Source organism: Pedobacter sp. NEAU-ZC8 (assembly GCF_059278965.1).
In genome coordinates this window covers 135,165-157,175 of the sequence record NZ_JCAJXC010000008.1, presented here as the reverse complement: position 1 = coordinate 157,175, position 22,011 = coordinate 135,165, and the positions used below count along the sequence as shown (strand labels likewise).

At 44.7% G+C, this 22,011-nt stretch carries 24 protein-coding genes; 9 read left to right on the top strand and 15 right to left on the bottom strand.

The features are described 5' to 3' along the window. Window positions 1-91: 91 nt before the first annotated feature. The 10 genes from AC5WJX_RS08695 to pdxA form a co-directional block, all read right to left on the bottom strand. Entirely contained in the window at window positions 92-1,714 is a 1,623-nt protein-coding gene (locus AC5WJX_RS08695; RefSeq protein WP_494484199.1) for a M20/M25/M40 family metallo-hydrolase, read from the bottom strand. Between the two features lie 76 nt (window positions 1,715-1,790). Further along, window positions 1,791-2,231 carry a ribose 5-phosphate isomerase B gene (gene rpiB / locus AC5WJX_RS08690; RefSeq protein WP_494484198.1) on the bottom strand — a complete coding sequence of 147 codons (441 nt, stop codon included), beginning with the start codon at window positions 2,229-2,231 and terminating at the stop codon, window positions 1,791-1,793. A 45-nt stretch (window positions 2,232-2,276) separates the two neighbouring features. Further along, window positions 2,277-3,167 carry a twin-arginine translocase subunit TatC gene (gene tatC, locus AC5WJX_RS08685; protein WP_440431428.1) on the bottom strand — a complete coding sequence of 297 codons (891 nt, stop codon included), beginning with the start codon at window positions 3,165-3,167 and terminating at the stop codon, window positions 2,277-2,279. 81 nt (window positions 3,168-3,248) lie between these two features. Continuing rightward, window positions 3,249-4,589 carry an acetyl-CoA carboxylase biotin carboxylase subunit gene (gene accC / locus AC5WJX_RS08680; RefSeq protein ID WP_151154161.1) on the bottom strand — a complete coding sequence of 447 codons (1,341 nt, stop codon included), beginning with the start codon at window positions 4,587-4,589 and terminating at the stop codon, window positions 3,249-3,251. Window positions 4,590-4,626: 37 nt separating this feature from the next. Next, complete coding sequence (accB, locus tag AC5WJX_RS08675; protein WP_440431430.1) at window positions 4,627-5,106, bottom strand: acetyl-CoA carboxylase biotin carboxyl carrier protein; 480 nt, start codon at window positions 5,104-5,106, stop codon at window positions 4,627-4,629. Window positions 5,107-5,178: 72 nt separating this feature from the next. Further along, window positions 5,179-6,168, bottom strand: a complete 990-nt coding sequence (locus AC5WJX_RS08670) for a beta-ketoacyl-ACP synthase III (RefSeq protein WP_440431432.1) — start codon at window positions 6,166-6,168, stop codon at window positions 5,179-5,181. Between the two features lie 10 nt (window positions 6,169-6,178). After that, window positions 6,179-7,117 (bottom strand): phosphate acyltransferase PlsX, encoded by a 939-nt coding sequence (gene plsX / locus AC5WJX_RS08665; protein WP_494484197.1) that lies wholly within the window; start codon window positions 7,115-7,117, stop codon window positions 6,179-6,181. A gap of 99 nt (window positions 7,118-7,216) precedes the next feature. Continuing rightward, the gene (gene rpmF / locus AC5WJX_RS08660; RefSeq protein WP_073238280.1) at window positions 7,217-7,408 is read right to left on the bottom strand and encodes a 50S ribosomal protein L32; all 192 of its coding nucleotides are present in this window, start codon (window positions 7,406-7,408) and stop codon (window positions 7,217-7,219) included. 19 nt (window positions 7,409-7,427) lie between these two features. Then, on the bottom strand, window positions 7,428-7,961 hold the full coding sequence (locus tag AC5WJX_RS08655) for a YceD family protein (RefSeq protein WP_440431436.1): 534 nt from the start codon (window positions 7,959-7,961) through the stop codon (window positions 7,428-7,430). 96 nt (window positions 7,962-8,057) lie between these two features. Continuing rightward, complete coding sequence (gene pdxA / locus AC5WJX_RS08650) at window positions 8,058-9,137, bottom strand: 4-hydroxythreonine-4-phosphate dehydrogenase PdxA (RefSeq protein WP_440431438.1); 1,080 nt, start codon at window positions 9,135-9,137, stop codon at window positions 8,058-8,060. A gap of 97 nt (window positions 9,138-9,234) precedes the next feature. On the opposite strand from pdxA, the gene rsmA reads away from it, so the two are divergent. Next, a complete protein-coding gene (gene rsmA, locus AC5WJX_RS08645; protein WP_494484196.1) occupies window positions 9,235-10,017 on the top strand; it encodes a 16S rRNA (adenine(1518)-N(6)/adenine(1519)-N(6))-dimethyltransferase RsmA in 783 nt (260 codons plus the stop codon). Window positions 10,018-10,020: 3 nt separating this feature from the next. Continuing rightward, window positions 10,021-10,953 carry a 2-hydroxyacid dehydrogenase gene (locus AC5WJX_RS08640; protein ID WP_494484195.1) on the top strand — a complete coding sequence of 311 codons (933 nt, stop codon included), beginning with the start codon at window positions 10,021-10,023 and terminating at the stop codon, window positions 10,951-10,953. A 23-nt stretch (window positions 10,954-10,976) separates the two neighbouring features. Here the strand turns inward: AC5WJX_RS08640 and AC5WJX_RS08635 are convergent, their stop codons facing one another. Beyond that, entirely contained in the window at window positions 10,977-12,149 is a 1,173-nt protein-coding gene (locus AC5WJX_RS08635; RefSeq protein ID WP_494484194.1) for a glycosyltransferase family 4 protein, read from the bottom strand. 150 nt (window positions 12,150-12,299) lie between these two features. Next, complete coding sequence (locus tag AC5WJX_RS08630) at window positions 12,300-14,177, bottom strand: M1 family metallopeptidase (protein ID WP_494484193.1); 1,878 nt, start codon at window positions 14,175-14,177, stop codon at window positions 12,300-12,302. 250 nt (window positions 14,178-14,427) lie between these two features. Between AC5WJX_RS08630 and AC5WJX_RS08625 the strand changes: the two genes are divergently transcribed. The 5 genes from AC5WJX_RS08625 to AC5WJX_RS08605 all read left to right on the top strand — a co-directional run bounded on the left by AC5WJX_RS08625 (window position 14,428) and on the right by AC5WJX_RS08605 (window position 16,590). Beyond that, on the top strand, window positions 14,428-14,778 hold the full coding sequence (locus AC5WJX_RS08625; RefSeq protein WP_494484192.1) for a hypothetical protein: 351 nt from the start codon (window positions 14,428-14,430) through the stop codon (window positions 14,776-14,778). Window positions 14,779-15,004: 226 nt separating this feature from the next. After that, window positions 15,005-15,478 carry a transcription elongation factor GreA gene (gene greA, locus AC5WJX_RS08620; RefSeq protein ID WP_151154170.1) on the top strand — a complete coding sequence of 158 codons (474 nt, stop codon included), beginning with the start codon at window positions 15,005-15,007 and terminating at the stop codon, window positions 15,476-15,478. A 10-nt stretch (window positions 15,479-15,488) separates the two neighbouring features. Continuing rightward, window positions 15,489-15,887, top strand: a complete 399-nt coding sequence (locus tag AC5WJX_RS08615) for an HIT family protein (RefSeq protein WP_151154171.1) — start codon at window positions 15,489-15,491, stop codon at window positions 15,885-15,887. Window positions 15,888-16,051: 164 nt separating this feature from the next. Then, complete coding sequence (locus AC5WJX_RS08610) at window positions 16,052-16,315, top strand: hypothetical protein (RefSeq protein WP_494484191.1); 264 nt, start codon at window positions 16,052-16,054, stop codon at window positions 16,313-16,315. 143 nt (window positions 16,316-16,458) lie between these two features. Further along, the gene (locus AC5WJX_RS08605; RefSeq protein ID WP_494484190.1) at window positions 16,459-16,590 is read left to right on the top strand and encodes a type II toxin-antitoxin system YoeB family toxin; all 132 of its coding nucleotides are present in this window, start codon (window positions 16,459-16,461) and stop codon (window positions 16,588-16,590) included. Window positions 16,591-16,617: 27 nt separating this feature from the next. Here the strand turns inward: AC5WJX_RS08605 and AC5WJX_RS08600 are convergent, their stop codons facing one another. Genes AC5WJX_RS08600 through rsgA form a run of 3 tightly spaced genes read right to left on the bottom strand, consistent with a single transcriptional unit; the run spans window position 16,618 to window position 18,321 of the window. After that, window positions 16,618-16,944 carry a nucleotide pyrophosphohydrolase gene (locus tag AC5WJX_RS08600; RefSeq protein WP_440431448.1) on the bottom strand — a complete coding sequence of 109 codons (327 nt, stop codon included), beginning with the start codon at window positions 16,942-16,944 and terminating at the stop codon, window positions 16,618-16,620. Between the two features lies 1 nt (window position 16,945). Beyond that, a complete protein-coding gene (gene dtd / locus AC5WJX_RS08595; RefSeq protein ID WP_494484189.1) occupies window positions 16,946-17,398 on the bottom strand; it encodes a D-aminoacyl-tRNA deacylase in 453 nt (150 codons plus the stop codon). A gap of 2 nt (window positions 17,399-17,400) precedes the next feature. After that, window positions 17,401-18,321 (bottom strand): ribosome small subunit-dependent GTPase A, encoded by a 921-nt coding sequence (gene rsgA, locus AC5WJX_RS08590; protein ID WP_440431452.1) that lies wholly within the window; start codon window positions 18,319-18,321, stop codon window positions 17,401-17,403. A 302-nt stretch (window positions 18,322-18,623) separates the two neighbouring features. Here rsgA and thrA point away from each other — a divergent pair, with 302 nt between their 5' ends. Continuing rightward, complete coding sequence (thrA, locus tag AC5WJX_RS08585; protein ID WP_494484188.1) at window positions 18,624-21,071, top strand: bifunctional aspartate kinase/homoserine dehydrogenase I; 2,448 nt, start codon at window positions 18,624-18,626, stop codon at window positions 21,069-21,071. Then, window positions 21,068-22,003, top strand: coding sequence for a homoserine kinase (locus AC5WJX_RS08580; protein WP_440431456.1), 936 nt, complete (start codon window positions 21,068-21,070; stop codon window positions 22,001-22,003). Before thrA ends, AC5WJX_RS08580 begins: the two co-directional genes overlap by 4 nt. The last annotated feature ends 8 nt before the right edge of the window (window positions 22,004-22,011 follow it).

Below are 22,011 nucleotides of genomic sequence, written 5' to 3'. Positions count from 1 at the left end.
ATAAAGAGATTTGGCATTAATTAACCTGCCTGCTCTATAACAAAAAAACCTGCCTTTAGGGGGCAGGTTTCTATAACGTTTTAGAATGCAATTATCGTGCAGGTGTAGTATCAGTTTTGTCTACCACTGGTCTTGTTGCTCTGTTTGCAAGTTCCCATGCAGTGTAGTAAGCCAACTGCGCACGTTTCGCCAATAACGGGAAGTTAATTTTACTTACCTCATCACTTGGCTTGTGGTAATCCTCATGTACACCATTAAAGTAGAAAATGATTGGAATACCATGTTTAGCGAAGTTATAGTGATCAGAACGGTAGTAGATACGCTCGGTATCATTCGGATCGTCAAATTTGTAATCTAAGTGCAGCTTGGTGTATGTCTTATTAGCAGCCTCACTGATCTGACGTAGTTCAGTACTTAATTTATCAGAACCAATCACATAGATGTAGTTTGTAGAATCTGGTCTGGTTTGATATTCTGTACCTGTACGACCAATCATGTCGATGTTTAAATCCGCAATGGTGTTCTTCAATGGGAAAATAGGATTTTCAGAATACCAGTCTGAACCCAAAAGACCTTTTTCTTCACCAACAACAGCTAAGAATAAGATACTTCTTTTCGGACCTTTACCCGCCTTTTTAGCTTTTGCAAAAGCCTCTGCCATCATGATTACGCCGGTGGTTCCAGAACCATCATCATCCGCACCATTGAAAACTTTATCGTCGCCAGAAGTAGTCAGACCTTCGTGGTCATAATGTGCAGAAATCACAAGAACCTCAGACTTCAGTTTAGGATCAGAACCTTCAAGGAAACCAAGTACGTTATCTGCACGCAGTTTTTCCTCTTTTTTCATTGCACTAGCAGAAACATCAGCTTTGATTACTTTAGTCGCTGGTTTTCCTGCAGCGGTGATTTGCTTTTGCAAAGCATCTACCGTTAAGCCTGAAGCCTTAAGAATCTGGTTTGCAGTAGCAGTATTTACACTAACTACATTAGGCAGTTTCTGGTTCTGCATGCGTTCCACGTTTGCAGCTTTTAATAACACCATCTGACCAGCACCTTCATATCTTGCTTTCATTTCGGGGCTGATATTATCCAAAGCTGGATCGATCAGAATGATACCTGCAGCATTGTTATCCATTAAATAGCTCAACTTAGCCTGACGCTCTGCCATTGCTTTACGCATTGCAGCACGGTCTGCCGGAGCAGCAGCATCTTTTTGGGTCGGATCGCCAGAAGCGAAGATCATAACCACTTTGCCATTTACATTTTGTCCTGCATAGTCATTGTATTCGCCTTTGTTCAGGCCGTAACCTGCAAAAAGTACTTCAGCAGCATTGAATGTAAAACCTTTAAGCCCTACATAGTTTGGCTGGATAACGAAATCCTTCATAGATTCCATCGGCGTACCGTTAATGGTAAACACAGTCTGCGAAAGGCTGTATGTTGCCAATCCAACAGGCTGGAAATAGCTGCCATTTACTGGCGCGGTTAATCCTAAGCTCTTAAACTGTGTGCGGATATAATCGGCTGCCATCCAGGCACCCTTTTTACCTGTCTCCCGGCCTTCATACTCGTCTGAAGCCAATACGGATAGATGCTTATATGCATTATCCTTTGAAATGCTTTGGCTGAATTTTATTGCGTTTCTGTCCTGAGCACAAGCCCCGAAACCAAGCAATAAAGCCAAGCTGGTGTAAACAATCTGTTTTTTCATTTATCTGTTTTTGTAGTTCTTTTGATGAAGCTCTCCCGGTTATTGAAAGTCCGGGATCAGCTGCGGGTATTTTAGTTTAACAAGCAATTTTATCAACGCGGTTCCCATGTCTGCCACCTTCAAAGGCGGTGTTTAAAAAGGTCTTCACCATGTCTTTTGCCAATTCCGGCGAAACAAACCTTGCTGGTATACAAATCACGTTTGCATTGTTGTGTTGCCTGGCCAATGCGGCAATTTCATTCTCCCAACAAATGGCTGCACGGATCTGCTGGTGTTTATTTGCGGTAATTGCAACACCATTTGCGCTACCACAAACCAGGATGCCGAAATCAGCAGTAAGGCTTTCTACGGCTTCTGCCACTGGATGTGCAAAGTCGGGATAGTCTACTGAAGCTGCGGAATGGGTGCCATAATCCTTAACCTCGTAGGCCAAGCTGGTGAGCATTTCCTTAAGCATTTCCTTGTACTCAAATCCGGCGTGATCCGCACCAATGGCAATCTTTGTTGTCGAAGACATTTTCAAATCTAATTAGAATATAACAGTTGGGTCGTAAAATATTTGTTAGACATTCGGAGTTGTCGTTCCGAAGATTTCTTTGTTCTTCTTCTTCTCAATCGCTGCGGAGATATAAATACTTAGCTCATAAAGCAGGAACAATGGCGCTGCAACAATAAGCATGGTATATGGATCTGCGGTTGGTGTTACCACTGCGGCAACGATCAGGATCAATACCGTTGCATACCTTCTGCTTGCACGCATGAAAGCAGGTGTCATCACACCCAGTTTAGAGAGGATGTAAATGATCACAGGTAACTGGAAAATCACACCTGCACCTAAGGTCAGGGTCATGACCGAAGACAAATACGAATCTATGGTGAATGTGTTTTCAATATCCGGACTCACGGTGAAGTTGGTCAGGAAGTTGATTGATAGGGGGCAGATCAGGTAGTACCCGAACATAATGCCCAGGAAGAACAAGCTGGATGCGAAGATCACAAAACCACTTGCTGACCTACGTTCATGCTCATGCAAAGCAGGTTTTACAAACAGCCAGATTTCAAACAACAGGTAGGGAATACCCAGAATAATGCCGACCATCACACAGGAGTTCAGTTGTAAGGTAAACTGACCCGCCATTTGGGTGTTGATGATCTTGGCGTCTATCTTCGTGATACAAAATTCAGGGCCAAAAATGGAAGGGTAATTCTCCACCAGTTTACACATCATGCGGTAGGTCCAGAAATCTGGATTCTTCGGGCCCATGATGATCTCATTGAATATAAAGTCTGTAAAATAGAACGCACCAATTGTAAGTACTAAAACTACTGCCACGACGCGTAACAGGTGTTTTCTCAAAACATCAATGTGGTCAAAAAAAGACATTTCTGCTTCCAGCGTTTTGCCTTTCTCCTTTATAGAATCTATTAGTTTTTGCGTCTTATTTTCACTCATGTAGGTAACTTGAAAAACAAAAATACCATTCTAATCGAGATTTAGAATGGTATTTACGTTTAATTATAGTCAATAGTTTGTCTATTCAGAAAATTGAAAAGTTTCCATGAACTTGGTGGTAAAATTACCTGCACGGAAGTTCGGATCTTTCATCAATTTCAGGTGGAAAGGGATCGTTGTTTTAACCCCTTCAATCACAAATTCACTTAATGCACGCTCCATGGTGCTGATGGCTTCTTCCCTGGTTTGTGCAACACAGATCAGTTTAGCGATCATGGAATCGTAGTTCGGTGGAATCTGGTAACCTGCATATACATGTGTATCTACACGTACCCCATGCCCACCCGGAGAGTGGAAGTTGGTGATCTTACCTGGTGAAGGTCTGAAGTTATTGAATGGATCTTCCGCATTAATCCTGCACTCGATCGCGTGCATATCCGGATGATAGTTTTTACCACTGATAGGAACACCAGCAGCAACCTTGATTTGCTCTTTGATTAAATCGTAGTTGATAACTTCTTCCGTAACCGGATGCTCTACCTGGATCCTGGTGTTCATCTCCATAAAATAGAAGTTACGGTGTTTGTCAACCAGAAACTCAATGGTACCTGCGCCTTCGTAACCTACCGCTACAGCACCTTTGATGGCCGCTTCACCCATTCTTTCGCGCAGCTCTGGCGTCATGAAAGGAGATGGTGCCTCTTCAACAAGCTTTTGATGGCGACGTTGAATCGAGCAGTCACGCTCAGAAAGGTGACAAGCTTTTCCATATTGATCGCCAATCACCTGGATCTCAATGTGACGTGGATCTTCGATGTATTTCTCCAGATAAAGGCCGTCATTACCGAAGGCTGCACCAGACTCTTGTCTTGCGCTATCCCAGGCATTCTCAAACTCTTCATCTTTCCATACTACACGCATTCCACGGCCACCACCACCGGCAGTTGCTTTAAGAATAACCGGGTAGCCCATTTCATTAGCAATAGCGATACCTTCTTTAACACTTTCCAAAAGTCCTTCAGAACCTGGAATGGTTGGTACACCAGCTTTTTTCATGGTTTCTTTGGCAGAAGATTTATCTCCCATGGAGTTGATCTGCTCAGGTGTTGCACCTATGAATTTAATCCCGTAATCACGGCAAACAGAAGAGAACTTCGCATTTTCCGACAAGAAGCCATAACCAGGGTGGATTGCATCCGCATTGGTTAGTTCAGCTGCAGAAATGATATTAGGAATACTTAAGTACGAGTCTTTACTTGGAGGTGGACCGATGCACACCGCTTCATCTGCGAACCTGACATGTAAGCTTTCCCTGTCCGCAGTTGAATAAACAGCAACGGTTTTAATGCCCATTTCTTTACAGGTACGGATGATACGCAAAGCGATTTCGCCCCTGTTGGCAATTAGTATTTTTTTAAACATAGAATGGTTAAGATGATAAGATTGCTGTTAAGCAAAATTACATGGGTTCAACTAAAAATAACGGTTGGTCATATTCTACTGGCGATGCATTCTCTACCAATACTTTAACAATTCTACCAGACACTTCACTTTCAATCTCGTTGAATAACTTCATTGCTTCAATAATGCAGATGATTTTTCCGCTGCTCACTTCATCACCAACATTAACGAAAGATGGTTTATCCGGGCTTGAAGAACGGTAGAACGTACCAATCATCGGAGACTTAATGGTAATGTATTTAGATGCATCTGCTGCTTCTTTAGACTCTGCTGGAGTTGTAACCGGCTGTGGCGCTGGCGCAGGTGCTGCTGGCAATACTGCTGCTGCAGGCGCTGGAGCTGGAACAGTCGTGTTGATCACCGTCGGCGTCTGATTGGTTTTAATCGTAATTTTGAAGTTTTCCTGCTCAATAGCAACTTCATTCACGCCAGAACGAGAAACAAATTTAATGAGTTCCTGAATTTGTTTGATATCCATTTTCTAGATGTTATTTTTTTGAAAAAATTATGTCTTAGAACAAACTAAGTTAAGATTAATTATGGTATTAAATTAATATGCCCACTTTAAGTAAACGGATCCCCAGGTAAAACCACCGCCAAATGCAGCAAGGATCAGGGTATCACCTTTGTTAAGCTGGCTTTCCCATTCCCATAGGCACAAAGGTATCGTACCATTGGTGGTATTGCCATACCGGTCAATGTTTACCATCACTTTTTCACTGCCTACGCCCATGCGGGAGGAGGTGGCATCGATGATTCTTTTATTTGCCTGATGTGGTACCAGCCAGGTTACATCATCAGCGGTCAGGCCATTTCTGTCCATGATCTCTGCAGCAACGTTAGCCATATTGGTCACCGCAAATTTGAATACCGCCTGACCTTCCTGGTACACCACGTGTTCATTGGCATCTACCGTTTCATGCGATGCAGGTCTTGCCGAACCACCTGCTTTTTGGTGCAGGTAAGGCATACCATTGCCATCACTTCTCAGGATGGAGTCCATCACGCCGTTACCTTCTTCGTTCGGTTCCAACAACACGGCACCACAGCCATCACCAAAGATGATGCAGGTGGTGCGGTCCTTGTAGTTTACGATAGAAGACATCTTATCACCACCAACAACCAGTACTTTCTGATGTTTTCCGGCTTCGATAAATTGTGCAGCTGTAGAAAGTCCGTAGATGAATCCGGAGCAAGCGGCATTAAGGTCGTAACCCCAGGCGTTCTTCGCGCCAATCTTTGCGCCTAATATATTTGCGGATGCAGGGAAGGGCAGATCTGGTGTGGTGGTGCAGAAGATGATCAGGTCGATCTCCTCTGCAGAAATGCCTCTTTTTTCCAATAAGCCATTAACGGCATGCACCGCCATGTCGGAAACACCTAGCCCTTCACCTTTTAATATTCTTCGCTCTTTAATACCCGTTCTAGATACGATCCACTCGTCAGTTGTTTCAACGATGGATTCGAGTTCCTTATTTGTTAAAATATAATCAGGAACATAACCATGTACTGCGGTAATGGCAGCGTGAATTTTACTCATTTTAATGTTTTTATTTGAACGCGGCTTGTATTTTTTCTACCAAGCCGGTAGCAATCATATCTCTGGATTGCATGATCATGTTTTTTACAGCAAGAGGGCTGGAAATTCCATGGCCGATGATTACAGGCGCATTAACACCCAAAACAGGGCTGCCACCGTAGTTTTCATAATTAAAGCGGTCAAAAAACTCGTCCTTTATGCCTTTTTTCAAGGTAACGATATAAAAAGACTCAGCAAGCTTTAACAGTACATTCCCCGTAAATCCATCGCAAACAATAACATCTGCTTTATCATTGAATAGATCGCGTCCTTCAACATTTCCAACGAATTGGAACAGACAGGTATCTTTCATTAACGGGAAAGTCGCCAGGCTTAACATATTTCCTTTTTCATCTTCCTCGCCGATATTCATCAAAGCGACTTTAGGACTGTTGATCTGCATCACGTGTTCGGCATACAGACTTCCTAAAGCACCAAATTGAAGCAAGGTGTCTGGTTTGCAGTCCGCATTAGCACCTACGTCGAGCATTACGCCCACGCCACCACTAAGTTTTGGAACATGCGTACACAAACATGGCCGAATGATGCCAGGAACCGTTTTTACACTAAAAACAGCACCGACAAGCATAGCGCCAGAGTTACCTGCACTTGCAAATGAATCGAGTTTACCTTCTTTTAAGAGATTATAGCCGACAGCTATACTAGAATTAGGCTTTTGAAATATAGCCTTAGTGGGGTGTTCGCCCATACCAATCACTTCGTCGGTATGAACATATTCGAACTTATCCGGATCGAAGCCGGCTTCAACGATTAGGGGCTTGAACTGCGCTGTGTCACCAATCAAAACAAGTTGTTCATCCGGGGACAGTAATTCATGGGCAGCTATTGCTCCCAAAACATTTGCTTTGGGAGCATAGTCTCCACCCATTATATCGAGACCTATTTTCATAGTAAAAATCAGTATGTGTTAAGCAGCTTTATTGCGCCAATTAAAAGGGTCTAAGTTAAACTTAAAGCCTGTTAAAACACAAACTATTTTTTAAGAAAATTACCCTATAGAGGTGTTTTCAATAACCAATTTACCGTTGTAGTATAAGTTACCATCAACGTTGTATGCATGGTGAGGTACATGTATCGCACCAGTAGTTTGACAAGTAGCTAAAGAAGGCGCTACTGCTTTATAGTGGGTTCTTCTTTTGTCTCTTCTACTTTTAGAGATCTTGCGTTTTGGATGTGCCATTGCTTATTTTATTTAATTATTATTTTAATTTTTTTAAGGCTTCCCACCGTGGGTCGTCAACTGTTTTCTCTTCTTCTGCTTGATTACTTATCGAAAGCTTGTTTAACCGTTCAATCATTTCCTGGTCGCACTGCACTCCCGTACCGTTCTCTTCACAAATCTTTATATATGGAACCGAAACTGTGATGAATTCATATATCATTGTTGAAACATCAATTTCGCTTTCACTTCTATTCAGCATAATGATCTCCAGATCATCACTCTCTAATTCGTCCTCCGCAAACTTTACAATCTGGCGCTCCTTAACGTCTATTGGGGCAGCAAATTCCGATAAACACTTGTCACAATCCAATTCAATCGTTCCAAAAATATGAAACTGAAGAATCAGCATGGTCTCCTGCTTATCCATTTCAAGCGCAACCTTTAAGTTCCCTTTCTTTACTAAAGAGTACTCAAAAGCGTCAAAAAAGCTGTTATCAATTTCAAATTCAAACTGATGTTTGCCAATTTTTAAGCCTGTGAAGGGGATTGAAAATTGTTTTAGCGGTTTCAATTTTACTTAAATTTTAGCCCGCAAATGTATGAATAATTTTGTTAGATAAAAACTAATGTTTGTTAATTAACAAACTATTTAGAAAAATTTAAGATCCTAGTTCCCATCATCTTTAATGTCCGCAGCGGTCTCAATCAATCGGCCTCCCGGACGTAATCTGTTATCGAACAAGGCCTGTTGCTCCCGTCTGCTTTTTACGATGTGAACCGCAGCGAACAGCGCTTCTGTAAAGGATGATGGATCGGCTACATTTTTCCCGGCAATGTCGTACCCGGTGCCATGATCTGGCGAGGTGCGCACAAACTTCAGTCCTGCGGTAAAATTCACCCCGGTTCCAAAGGCAATGGTTTTAAATGGTATTAAACCCTGATCGTGGTACATGCCCAGCACGGCGTCAAACTGCTTGTAAGTGCCATTGCCGAAGAAACCATCAGCAGGGTAGGGTCCAAAGCAGATCACGCCTTTATCAAAGGCCGCCTGAATGGCCGGTGCAATGATCTCCTGATCTTCTTTGCCCAATAAGCCATTATCGCCGGCATGTGGGTTCAATCCCAATACAGCGATCTTTGGTTTCTCAATCCAGAAATCCTTCTTTAAGCTGTCGTTCATCATGGTCAGCTTGCGGATAATCTTTTCCGCAGTGACCTGCGAAGGTACTGCGCTTACCGGAATGTGTCCCGTAACCACACCTACACGTAGGTTCTCACTTACCATAAACATAAGTACTTCCGAGCTGCCGCTTTTTTGCTGCAGGTACTCGGTATGCCCTGGAAAGTTAAAGGTTTCCGATTGGATGTTATGTTTGTTGATCGGTGCCGTAACCAAAGCGTCGATTTCACCATTGGTCAGGTCTTCCGTTGCTTTCTCCAGGGATAGTAAAGCATATTTTCCACCTGTTGGCGTCGACTGCCCAAGTTCAATCTTCACATCTTCTTCCCAGCAGTTGATCAGGTTCACGCGCTTCGGATTTGCCGCCGCAGCGTTTGGAATCACGTTGAAGGTCAAGTCGCCCAAGCGTAAAGCCTTGCGGTGGAAGGAGGTTACCTTAGTGTGTCCATATACAATTGGAGTGCAGTAGTTCAGAATTCCAGGCTCTATAAGTGTCTTCAAAATCACTTCCAACCCAATACCATTAATATCGCCTATGCTTATTCCTATTTTTACTTTCTCACTCATTGTAATGCTTTAGAATTTAGCGCAAATTACAGAATTTGGCTTAATCTTACGATGATACTGGCAAAACTTTAGTTATTTTGCGGTTTAATCAGGAGATATGAGTTTGGTAAAGGCGAAGAAACATTTAGGGCAACATTTTTTAACCGATAAAAAGATTGCCGCTAAGATTGTTGAGGGCTTAATTCATACAGATCAATATCAAAAGGTGCTTGAAGTTGGTCCCGGAATGGGGATCCTGTCCGATATTCTGCTGGAGAAGGAGAACTTCGAAACCTACCTGATCGACATCGACCGCGAGTCCTATCAGTTCCTGGAAGAAAAATATCCGCAGCTTGGCGAACGTCTAATCCTGGGCGATTTCCTCGCACTCGACCTTCGCACCATCTTCCCGGAAAAGTTTGCCATCATCGGGAACTTCCCTTATAACATCTCTTCACAGATTCTTTTCAAAGTGCTGGAGCACCGCGATAATGTCGTCGAGATGGTCGGCATGTTCCAAAAGGAAGTGGCAGAACGTTGTGCTTCGAAAAGCGGCACCAAAGAGTATGGCATTTTAAGTGTGCTGATCCAGGCATATTATAATATAGATTACTTGTTCACGGTGAAGCCGGGGACCTTTAATCCGCCACCCAAAGTAAACTCCGGCGTGATCCGCCTGAGCCGCAATGATGTCGCGGAACTACCATGTGACGAAAAGCTCTTCTGGAGGGTTGTAAAAGCAGGATTCAACCAACGCCGCAAAACCTTACGCAATGCGCTTTCTGGCACCATCCCTAAAGAGAAAATGGATGATCATGCCTTTTTTGATAAAAGGGCAGAGCAACTCAGTGTGGCCGACTTCATCAGCCTCACCCAACATTTAACCATGCTAAACCAATAAATAATGAAAGGAAAGATTCTAATTGTCGACGATCTGCATCCAGTGTTCAAAGAACGCGCAACTGCTCTGGGTTTCGAAGTAGATGATCTTCCCAACATTACCCGCCAGGAAACCCTGGATGCGATAGGAAACTATACCGGCATTGCCGTGCGTACAAAGTTTAGAATCGATGCGGAGCTTTTTGATGCAGCACCAAATCTGAAGTTCGTGGCAAGAGCAGGAGCGGGTCTGGATAACATCGATGAGGCCTATGCCGCTGCACGCAACATCAGTCTGATCAATGCGCCCGAAGGAAACTGCGATGCGGTAGGGGAGCATGCCATCGGTATGCTCTTGAGCCTGGCCAATAACTTCAGGCAAGCAGATATGCAGGTGCGTACCGGTATCTGGGACCGTGAAGGCAATCGTGGCTGGGAGCTAAAAGGTAAAACCGTCGGCATCATTGGCTACGGCTTTATGGGCAGCAGCTTCGCCAGAAAGCTCTCAGGCTTCGGCGTAAAGGTGATTGCCTATGATAAATATAAAACCGGTTTCTCCGATGCATACGCTACTGAGGTAAGCATGGAAGAGATCGTTAAACACAGCGATGTTTTAAGTTTACACATTCCTCTAACTGCAGAAACACGGCAGATGGTGGATGATGAGTACTTCTTCCACTTCAAAAAACCTATTTTCTTCATCAGCACCGCAAGGGGAGAAGTGACCAATACCAAGGCGGTTTTGAACGCCATTCAAAGCGGTAAGATCATGGGGGCAGGACTGGATGTATTAGAAGTGGAGAAATTCCCTAAGCTGGCCGAACAGGCCTGGTATCAGGAACTGGTGAATTCCGGTAAAGTATTGTTGACGCCACATGTGGCGGGCTGGACCTTCGAATCTTATCGGAAGATATCGGGAGTGCTGGCTGATAAGCTTGCAGCACTCCCGATCAGCTAGAATCGATAGGCCTTATCTCAGGCCTAGACGTCTTGATATAGTTTAATATAGGCACCGACAACTTTACTTACAGAGAAGTTGTCCCTTGACTGAATACGAGCTTTTTCACAATAGACTTCATATTGCGCTGGATCTGAAATCAACTTTAGCATACCTGCGGCAAGGTCGTTTGCATCGTTGATGTTAACCAAAACCCCACCTTCCTGATTCTCCCCAATCACCCAGGGTACAGCACCACTAGATTCGCCCCCTACTACAGGGACACCAAGTCCCATGCTTTCTGTTAAAATGTTTCCAAATGTTTCTTCTTTAGAGGGGTGCACAAGCATGGTGTATTCTCTTAGTTCCATCATGAGATCGGTGAAGTTTCGATAACCCATGAACCTCACATTTTCGGACATGCCCTTTTCATCCGCCCAGGCCTGTGCAATTTCGCCTTCTTTGTAACCATGTCCAAATAAATGCAATTCAGCACTAGGATAGGTCTGTCTGAAAATTTGAAAAGCACGGATGCCCGTTGTAACATTCTTTCTATCGTCAAATCCATTATTGATCATAATGATCTTTGGATTTTTAAGATCTTTGTTGCGTATTATTTCAGTTTCAAAAATCCAGTCGGGCTCGAAGTTTGGAATTACGTGAATTGGCACGCCCACTCCAAATTTCTTGAGTTCATCTGCCAGGTATTTTGAGGTGGCAGTAACCGTCTTCGCTTTCTTCAAGACAATGTAAGCTATGATCAATCTCAAAAAGCGGAGTAAGTTTTTGTAGTAGAATAGAACTTTAACGGGACTGTCGCGGCAGGTAACGATTGTCCTTATTCCACTGTCAATTGCAGCCCAGGCATACTCATATTGCCAATGTGCATGTATTAAATCAGGCTTTACTGCCTGCATTTTTTCCTTCAAATACCTCCGTTCTTTACTGTAAAAGTCAGAAGTATAGTGCCTGGCACGTAAACGTTTAGGGAAGTAGTGTATCGTCAGGTTTTTACCCCTCACCGTTACTTCTTGGGTTATATCCCTAGATAAGGAGAAAACGGTGATCTTATATCCCAGTTTGAGTAACTCAATAATCAACAAATTTGGAGCAGTTGCACCTTCTGTTCCATCTGGTTCACCACCTGTTAAATCAAGGTGCTCAGCAAGCTGAAGGGTTGATACAGGACTTGAGAATCCGATATGGCTATATTTCATAAATTTTTTAAAAATTGGAACGATCTAGTAATTTCAAGTGATGTCAGCCGTCTGCTCCGCTAAGTGCACAAATTATGCCACCTGGCATAGGTCAGCCACACTGCAATATAAATATGCATGAAACTGTGTATACAACACAGTATTTTGTTCCTATTTTTCCCAGGTATTATCTGCAGGGGTAGCATCCATAAACAAGCCTCCTTCAATGCTGATGGATCTCAAGTTTGCTGCGCCGTTTACGCTAAAGCTTGCCGCTTTCATATTTTCCTTCCAGATGGCCGGTGTTTTATGAACCACGGTTTGTTTGCCATCTTCAAAGCGTAAGATCACATCAAAGGGCACAGCAAAGCCACCAACATTCTTCAGGTTGATGTTATAACTGTTGCCTTTGATCGATACCTTATCAATGGCAAGGTCTATATAGTTGTTGCTGAAAAACCAGTTGTTCCAATACCAGTTCAGATCCTGCTTTAAAGCATCATTGAAGCTGTTGAAGAAATCCCATGGCAATGGGTGTTTACCATTCCATCGTGCCATATACTCATGTAGCGCTTTCATGAATTGCGCTTCACCAAGCAGGTCCCGTAATCCAAGGTAGGCCAGGGACGGTTTTACATAAGCATTATTGCCGTAACCTGAACCGGAAACCTGTGTACCCAGTGAGATGATCGGCTGATCCTGCTCTGCCGAAGGATCCAGGATCCAGCGTTTTACCCGAAACGCTTTATACAGGCTGTCGGCCGCAGCTTTGCCAAATTGGTGGGTATTAATGAAATATTCCATCGTGGTTACCCAGCCTTCATCCATAAACGGATAATTGGTCTCGTTGGTGCCCATGTAAAAAGGGAAGTAGGTATGCGCTACCTCATGGTTCAGCACAAACTGGGAGAATTGCAGATCCGGTGTGGAAGTGTCGTTCACCATCATCGGGAACTCCATATCTGCATAACCCTGAAAGGCGGTCATCTTCGAATATGGATAAGGTACCGCTGGCATCTTGTTGGAGAAGAAATCAAGTGCCTGCTGTGTCCACTTCGCCGCATGTGGGAAGTCTTTCGCTTTAGCATCATAGGCAGCCTGTACACTGGCTCTTCTTGCAGTTTTCTTATCTACAATTACACTCCCGGCATCCCAAACATAATGATTACTCAAGCCGAAAGTCACATCGGTAATGTTGTTTACCGCAAACTTCCAGGTGTTCCATTCCTGCTGTTTGGTGACCTGCCCCTTTTTCATTTCTTCCGCAGATGCGATGTTCGTGATCTCATTAGAGGCATAAGAACGGGTAAGCTTGGCCGCGTATGCGGGTTGCAGCACTTCATTGGGGTTCAGCAGATCGCCGGTACCCCATACCACATAGTTCTTGGGTACTTTCACTGCGAATTTATAGTCGTTGAAGTCGTTGTAGAATTCGTTTCGGCCAAGGTGCGGCAACCAATCCCAGCCATCGGCATCATCGTAAACGGAAATACGTGGGTAGGCATAAGCCACGAAGAAGGTGGTGCTATCGATCTGACCTTCGCGACCGCTTTCCTTCGATAAAGGATAGCTCCAGCCAATGGCGAAGGTGGCAGATTGGCCGGGGAGTAATGGCTTTTTCAAGGGCACGCTGGCAACGGTACCCCAGTTTTTACCATCGATCTTAATTGCCTCTCCATCTACTGCAAAGTAGTTGATCACCAATCCAGAGGTTAGGAAGTCCTTGCCGGCATAACTTGCCCGCGGTGCCTCGGTTTTATGAACGTTATTTACGAAGCGGATCATCACCCGTTTCAGCGTGTCTTTACTGTTGTTGCTGTATACAATGGTTTCTTGCCCATCAACCATGCGTGTCTGCGGGGTCACTTTGATGGTCATGTCGTATTTACCACGATTTTGCCAATAGCCTTTAGCCGGACGGCCATCCATTGCTCTGGTGCCGGCCTGGTAAGCATTCTTAATGTTCCTTGGCATATAAAGCTCCTGCGCCTTCAGGTCTGTAAGTCCCAGTAAACACAAAGCTATAAGAGAGATACTTTTTAATTGCATCGAAATTCTGGTTGGTGTATAAAAATGTAAGGAAGCTAACTTACATAAAATATTAAAATATCAGAATAGCAGCGCTTTCAGCCTGGCTTCGGATCAAAGGCACATGAAACGCAGATCAAACCCAGATGAACCGCACATGAACCACATTGCGAAAGTGTGTTTGATCTGGATCTGATGTGTTTTGCAACTGGTGTTTATCCTTGTTTGTAGACAACCGGTTTTATGTAGATTTACAATTTACTTTGGTGCAATGAAAAAACTTCTAACGCTCTTCCTCTTTAGCGCGATGCTGATTATAAAATTTGACAGGTTACACGCTCAACCCAGAAGTGGGCTGGGCCTTGGCGTCGGATTTAATACCTCGAACGAAGGGCAGGGTTATGGGGGCATTTTCTATGGCGAAATTAAGGTGGCCTCCTCCGTTTCAATTGTGCCGGCAATTGGACTCGAAATTCCGCATGGCGCTTATTTCTCGCTGAATGGGCGATACTATCCCAAACACGAAGTCTATGTAAATGCAGGTCCTTTAATCCACTTGGGGAGTCTGGAAACTGGCGATAGTGGTGTAGGTGGCTCAATAGGTTTGGGTTTATACATATGAGTAATGTTTTAAGGCCGGTTGTTGGATTGCGCATTGCTTTTCAGGGTATATTTTAGGGCATGTTAACCTGGACTTGCACTTCCCTTGTTTGCCGGCGCTTCACTAAAAAGATTTGCATTTGTAAATACAGGCTGTTATCTTCGTTTTCATTGAAGCAAGACTATGTAGGCGAAGAGCCGATGTAGTCTTGTTTGTTTTTTATAGGAATCATAAAATAAATTGAGCTATGACAGAGGTTACTTATTATACCCAAGATGGTTTAGATAAACTAAAGCAGGAATTACAGTATATGAAGACGAAGGGGAGGCAGATGATATCTAAGCAAATAGCTGAAGCACGAGATAAAGGTGACCTTTCCGAGAATGCGGAATACGACGCAGCCAAAGAAGCGCAAGGCTTGCATGAAGCAAAAATTGCAAAGCTCGAGGGCACGCTTGCCAATGCACGTCTGATTGATGAGTCCAAACTGGACACTTCAAAGGTGCTTGCATTATCTATCGTAAAGATTAAGAATGTAAAAAACGGCGCAACCATGACCTATCAGTTGGTAGCGGAAACCGAAGCGGATCTAAAGACCGGAAAGATCTCCGTGAAATCACCTATCGCACAGGGACTGCTTGGTAAATCTGTAGGCGATAAGGCAGAAATTCAGGTTCCTGCAGGTAAAATGGAGTTTGAAATATTAGAAATCAGCAGGTAAACAAAGACATATGGCAACCATCTTTTCAAAAATTGTAGACGGCGAAATTCCCGCACATGTTGTTGCAGAAACGACAGAATTCCTGGCATTCCTGGACATCAACCCTTTAACGATGGGGCATGTGCTGGTGATTCCGAAGAAAGAAATAGATTACATTTTTGATATGGACGAGGAAAGCTATTTCGGCTTAACCTTGTTTGCAAAGATTGTAGCTGGCGGTATCAAAAAGGCATTTCCTTGTATCAAGGTTGGTATGGCGGTAATTGGCCTGGAAGTGCCACATACGCATATTCACCTGATTCCAATGAATTATGTAAGTGATATGAACTTTAGCAAGCCGAAGCTTAATCCTACACAGGAAGAGCTGGAGGAAGCTGCACAAAAGATCAAAGCAGCGTTGACTTTGTAAAAGTTTGCTGTAGAAATATAAAGGAAAGCGCCTGATCGATGATGATCAGGCGCTTTTTTTTTACCATTCTTCCAGGATTAGCATCGAAAGAAGTCAGTAGTTTGGTGAATCATCTTCAAAGTCGGAGTTTTTTATTGTTATTTGTGTACCAACCTTGGTACACAATGAAAGGAATAGTAGAAACGACTAGTAGACAATTTCGTGAGCGTCAAAAGGATTTTTTTGACATGGCTGACACGGGGAAGAAGATTGTTATCCGACGTGGAAGTAAACAAGCCTACGTGCTTACCCCGGTTTCACCAGATGATTTATACTTTACTTCTGAAATGATTGAAAGAATAAAAAAGTCTCAGCAAGAAATTAAAGAAGGTAAAAGCGTGGTTCTAAAAAGCAAAGAAGACTTGGAAAGCTTTTTTGAGGGCTTATAATCAATGTACACCATTGTTATTTCTCAAAAGGCACAAGATGATCTTAAGGCATTGAAGAAATCAGATCCACAGGCGTACAACAAAGCTCGCCTGCTAATTGAGGAACTTGCAGTGCATCCTAAAACTGGCAGAGGTAAGCCCCATTGAAAAAATATAATTTAGAAGGGTTTTACTCCAGAAAGATCACCGACAAACATCGTCTTGTTTATTCAGTCAATGACGAAATCATTACAGTAGATGTCGTTTCGGCAAGAGGGCACTATGACGATAAATAGTTACCCCCATAATATTTAATGCTTCTCTTACTTTAGCTTCGGATTATTATGGTGCCTGTCGGCATCACGGATGCTTTTCTTTTGCATGTTCTGCTCCAGCGCTTCCGTAAGATCGATTCCGGTCTGATTGGCCAAGCAAATCAGCACAAACAGTACGTCCGCCATTTCTCCACCCAGGTCTACCGCTTCATCGCTTTTCTTAAAAGACTGCTCACCATATTTCCTGGACATGATCCTGGCCACTTCACCAACTTCTTCCATTAAAATGGCGGTGTTGGTCAGTTCGTTGAAATAACGTACACCGGTTTTGTTGATCCACTGGTCAACGGCTTCTTGCGCTTCTTTAATGGTCATGTTATTCTTTGTTTTTAGTATCTATCGTGATGGTTACCGGGCCATCGTTCAGCAGCCTGATCTTCATGTCAGCACCAAACACGCCGGTTTGTACTTCTTTGTTAATCAAGGAAGACAGTTTCCTGATCATGCTTTCATACATGGGAATGGCTTTATCCGGCCGGGCAGCGCGTGTAAAACCAGGACGGTTTCCCTTCTTGGTCGCAGCAAACAGCGTAAACTGGCTAATCAGTAAAATGTTGCCATCTACATCTGCCAGGGATTTGTTCATCAGTCCATTCTCATCACTAAAGATCCTCATGCCGGCAATTTTCTGTGCCAGCCATTCCAGATCTTCCTGCTCATCGGCATCTTCAACACCCAGCAGTACCAGAAAGCCTTGTGCTATGGCACCTGTAACTTGTCCTTCTACGGTGCAGCTCGCCTCCGTAACCCTTTGTATAACTGCCCGCATGGTTAAGCCCTGGTTTCGTTTCCGTGATAAATGCTCAGGTAACTCTCGTACCTGCTTAGTTCAATTTCGCCTTCTTCTACCGCTTTGATCACCGCACAGCCGGGTTCATTTACATGCCGGCAATTATGGAACTTGCACTGGTTTAGCAGCGCACGCATCTCTACGAAGTAGTGGCCCAATTCTTCTGGCCGGATATCGAATATGCCCAACTCCCGGATACCTGGGGTATCGATCAGATAGCCTCCGAAAGGCAGTTCATGCATCTCCGCGAAAGTAGTGGTGTGTTGACCTTTATCGCTTGCTTCAGATACCTCCCCGGTTTTAATGTCCAGATCCGGCATCAGTGCATTGATCAGGCTCGACTTACCTACACCGGAATGGCCGGAAAATAGGGTTGTCTTATCTTTCAGCAAATCTTCAATGATATGGATGTTTGTGCCCTCCAGTGCAGAAACGGTATAACATGGATAACCAATGTTCTCATAGATGGCTTTATAGTCTTCCAGTATTTCCAAACCTGCATCATTAAACAGATCGAGCTTATTAAAGATTAGCACGGCAGGGATACCGTAAGCTTCGGCTGTTGCCAGAAAGCGGTCGATAAAGCCTAGTGAAGTTCGGGGGGATGCGAGTGTAACCACCAGAAAAGCCTGATCCATATTGGCAGCGATGATCTGCGCCTGTTTGGACAAGTTGATGGATTTTCTAATGATGTAATTCTTGCGGTCATGAAGTTTATCAATAACGCCATTACCCGAGTTCGGCTCGAGTTCGAAGTTCACCTGATCGCCTACAGCTATAGGATTGGTGGTTTGTATGCCCTTGATCCGGAACTTGCCTTTGATCCGGCAATCGTAAATCTCGCCGTCCTCTGCATGTACCTGGTACCAGCTTCCTGTTGATTTGATAACTAATCCTTGCATATATAAAGTAAAGGTAAGAAAAGCATGCCTTTTTGCTCAGATTTAAACGCTGCTGCGCTAATTCAGTTTATAATTAATTGAATTTCATTTGCTAATGTAAAAAATATCACTTTACTTTATGTCAGACGACATCGTGTACAAAATACAATGAACAACTTAAGAACCATTACCAGCATTATTATTACAACCACCGGGACTAACCGGAGGGTGGTAATCTAATGTGTTCATTAAATTGATAAACAACATAGAAAGCGCCTTCCTCTAAAACGGGAAGGCGCTTTTTTTTAACCTAAAAAACGAACATGAAGATTTTAAAATTTGGAGGTACATCAGTAGGTACAGTAGACAGCATTCGGGCACTACTGCACATTCTCGAACAGGAAAAGGATCCGGAGCGGCCCGTTGTGGTACTCTCCGCATTCAGTGGAGTAACCAACCAGCTCATTGACATTGCGGAGAAAGCCAGGCAGGAACAGGATTATACGGCCGACCTGAAAAGCATTGAGAACCGCCATTTTGATATGGTTCGAGCGCTACTGCCAGTGACTGCACAGAATCCGGTGTTTAGTAAGCTGACCATTTACTTCAACCAACTGGAGGATATTCTGCAATCGGTAGCGGTGCTGAAAGAGCTGAGTCCCCAAACCCGTGATCTTATCCTCAGCTTTGGGGAACGCTGCTCCACTTTTACGATCTCGCATATTGCCAAGCAGTACTTCAGAGATGTGCTGGCAGTAGATGGTTCGGAATACATAAAAACAGATGCAGCGTTTGGGAACGCCAGGGTGAATACCGGGCTTACGGAACTGCTGATCCAGGATTTCTACCGCAGTCATAAAGCTTGTTTATTGTTCGTGACTGGTTTCATATCCAGCACTGAAGACGGCCGTATAACCACCCTAGGCCGTGGCGGAAGTGACTATACAGCTTCCATCTGGGGTTCATCGCTTGCTGCGGAAGAGATCCAGATCTGGACCGATGTAAATGGCATGCTTACTGCCGATCCGCGGATCGTAGAAAAAGCTTTCTCGCTGAAGGAGTTGAGTTACACGGAAGCCATGGAGCTTTCGTATTTCGGTGCCAAAGTGGTTTACCCGCCAACCATGACGCCGGCATTCCTGAAAAAGATCCCCATTGTCATCAAAAACACTTTCAACCCCGAATTTGAGGGTACCTATATACGGCCTATTACACAACCTTCGGATCTGCCGATCAAAGGGATTTCATCCATCAACGATGTGACTATACTAAACTTATCAGGCAGCGGTATGGTGGGCAAATCAGGTTTTAGCGGCAGGCTGTTTTCATTGCTTTCGCGCGAGCAGATCAACGTGATCCTGATCACCCAATCTTCCTCTGAGCACAGCATTACTTTTGCGGTGAAACCAGAGGATGCTTTGAAGGCACTCAAGATGATCAACAAGGAATTTGAGCTGGAGCTGCAAACCAATAAGCTGGAGTACCCGAGTCTGGAGAGTAACCTTTCGGTGATTGCTATTGTAGGCGAAAACATGCGCCACACGCCTGGCATGAGTGCAAGGTTATTCAATGCGCTAGGCCGCAACGGGGTAAATGTGCGCGCCATTGCACAGGGCTCTTCGGAGTACAACATCTCCGTGATCCTGGCAAAGGATGATCTTTCAAAAGCGGTAAATGCGGTGCATGATGCTTTCTTTTCACAGCTTAAAAAGACCTTGCACGTGTTCTGCCTGGGTACCGGAAATATTGGTAAAACATTGTTCAGCCAGCTTTACAGCCAGATGCCTTATCTGGCACAACATAATGACCTGGAGGTAAAGGTGATGGGCATCAGCAACAGCCGCAAGATGCACCTGAGCATGGAAGGGCTGGACCTTTCCGCATGGGAGTCTACACTGGAAGAATATTCCGAGAAGGCTGATCTGCCACTTTTTGTCAAGCGCATGCGCGCGATGAACCTGCCGAACTGCGTGTTCGTGGACAATACCGCCAGTGAAGAACCCGTAGCCTTTTATGAGCAGGTGCTGAAATCCAGTATCTCTGTGGTGACCTGCAATAAGATCGGAAATTCCGGTGATTACAGCCAGTACCTGGCTTTTAAAAAGGCTGCAAGGACCTTTGGGGTGGATTTCTACTATGAGACCAATGTCGGTGCCGGACTGCCGATCATCAGAACCCTGCGGGACCTGATGCTTAGCGGGGATGAGATCAGCAGGATTGAGGCTATACTTTCTGGTACGATCTCTTATATTTTTAACAACTTCAAGGGCGACCGGAAGTTCCATGACGTGGTACGGGAAGCACAGGAAAAGGGTTTTACAGAGCCCGATCCACGTGATGACTTGAATGGAAAGGACTTTATGCGTAAGATGCTGATCCTGGCACGTGATGCCGGCTACCAGATGGAAGCAGCTGATGTGAGCATTGAAAACATGCTTCCGGCTTCTTGTATGGCAGCTACGTCAGTCGCAGAATTCTATACTGAACTTGAAAACAATGCCAGCTACTTTGAGCAGTTAAAAAATCAGGCGGAAGCGGAAGGGAAGGTGCTGCGCTATATCGGCAAGCTGGAAAACGGCAAGGTGGAAATTACCCTGCAGACCGTTGATGAAAGTCATCCTTTCTACATGATGTCGGGCAGTGATAACATCATCTCTTTCACCACCAACCGTTATGCACAACGCCCGATGGTGGTTAAAGGCCCTGGTGCAGGTGCAGAGGTCACTGCTGCGGGTGTATTTGCGGACATCATAAACATTGGCAAAAGATGAGTGCGTCGGTAAAGGTTTTTGCGCCCGCGACCGTGGCAAATGTGGTCTGCGGTTTTGATGTCCTGGGTTTCGCGATCAACGCGCCAGGTGATGAGGTGATCATGAGGAAGGTTGCCGCGCCAGGCATACGAATCACAAAGATATCCGGTGATGAAGGGCGACTGCCTCTGGATCCCCAAAAGAATACCGTGAGTGCCAGCGTGCAGCACTACCTGAATCACATAGGACAGCCCGACCTGGGGCTTGAAATTGAACTCCACAAGAAGATGCCTATTGGTAGCGGTTTGGGCTCCAGCTCTGCCAGTACGGTAGCTGGCTTATTCGCCATCAATACCCTGATGGATGGCTTGTTGAGCAATCACGACCTGATCCCTTTTGCGATGAAGGGGGAGGAACTGGCCTGTGGATACGGCCATGCGGATAATGTGGCACCAGCGCTGCTTGGCGGCTTTGTACTGATCAGAAGTTATGAACCGCTGGATATCCTGCGGCTCCCTTTTCCGGAAGAACTGTATGCCGCGGTGGTTTACCCGGAGGTAGACGTGCCAACCAAGGACGCGCGGGAGATGATACGCAGCAAAGTGCTGCTGAAAGATGCGGTAACGCAGATGGGGAATGTCGCCGGACTGGTTTCCGGGTTATTCCTGAAAGATTACGACCTGATTGGCAGGAGCATGCAGGATGTGCTGATCGAGCCGATCCGATCGATATTAATCCCTGACTTCTACCGCATGCGCGAACTGGCCCTGGCAAATGGGGCAATAAGCTTTGGCATCTCTGGCTCCGGCCCCTCTGTTTTTGCGCTGTGTAAAAGTTTGGAAACTGCGGAAAGTGTTACCGCCGTCTTGCAATCGCAATTAAAATCCAGTGGTATAAAAAGTCTGTCCTTCGTTTCCAAAGTGAACGACGCAGGACCGCAAGTCATCTCCTAATCCACCTC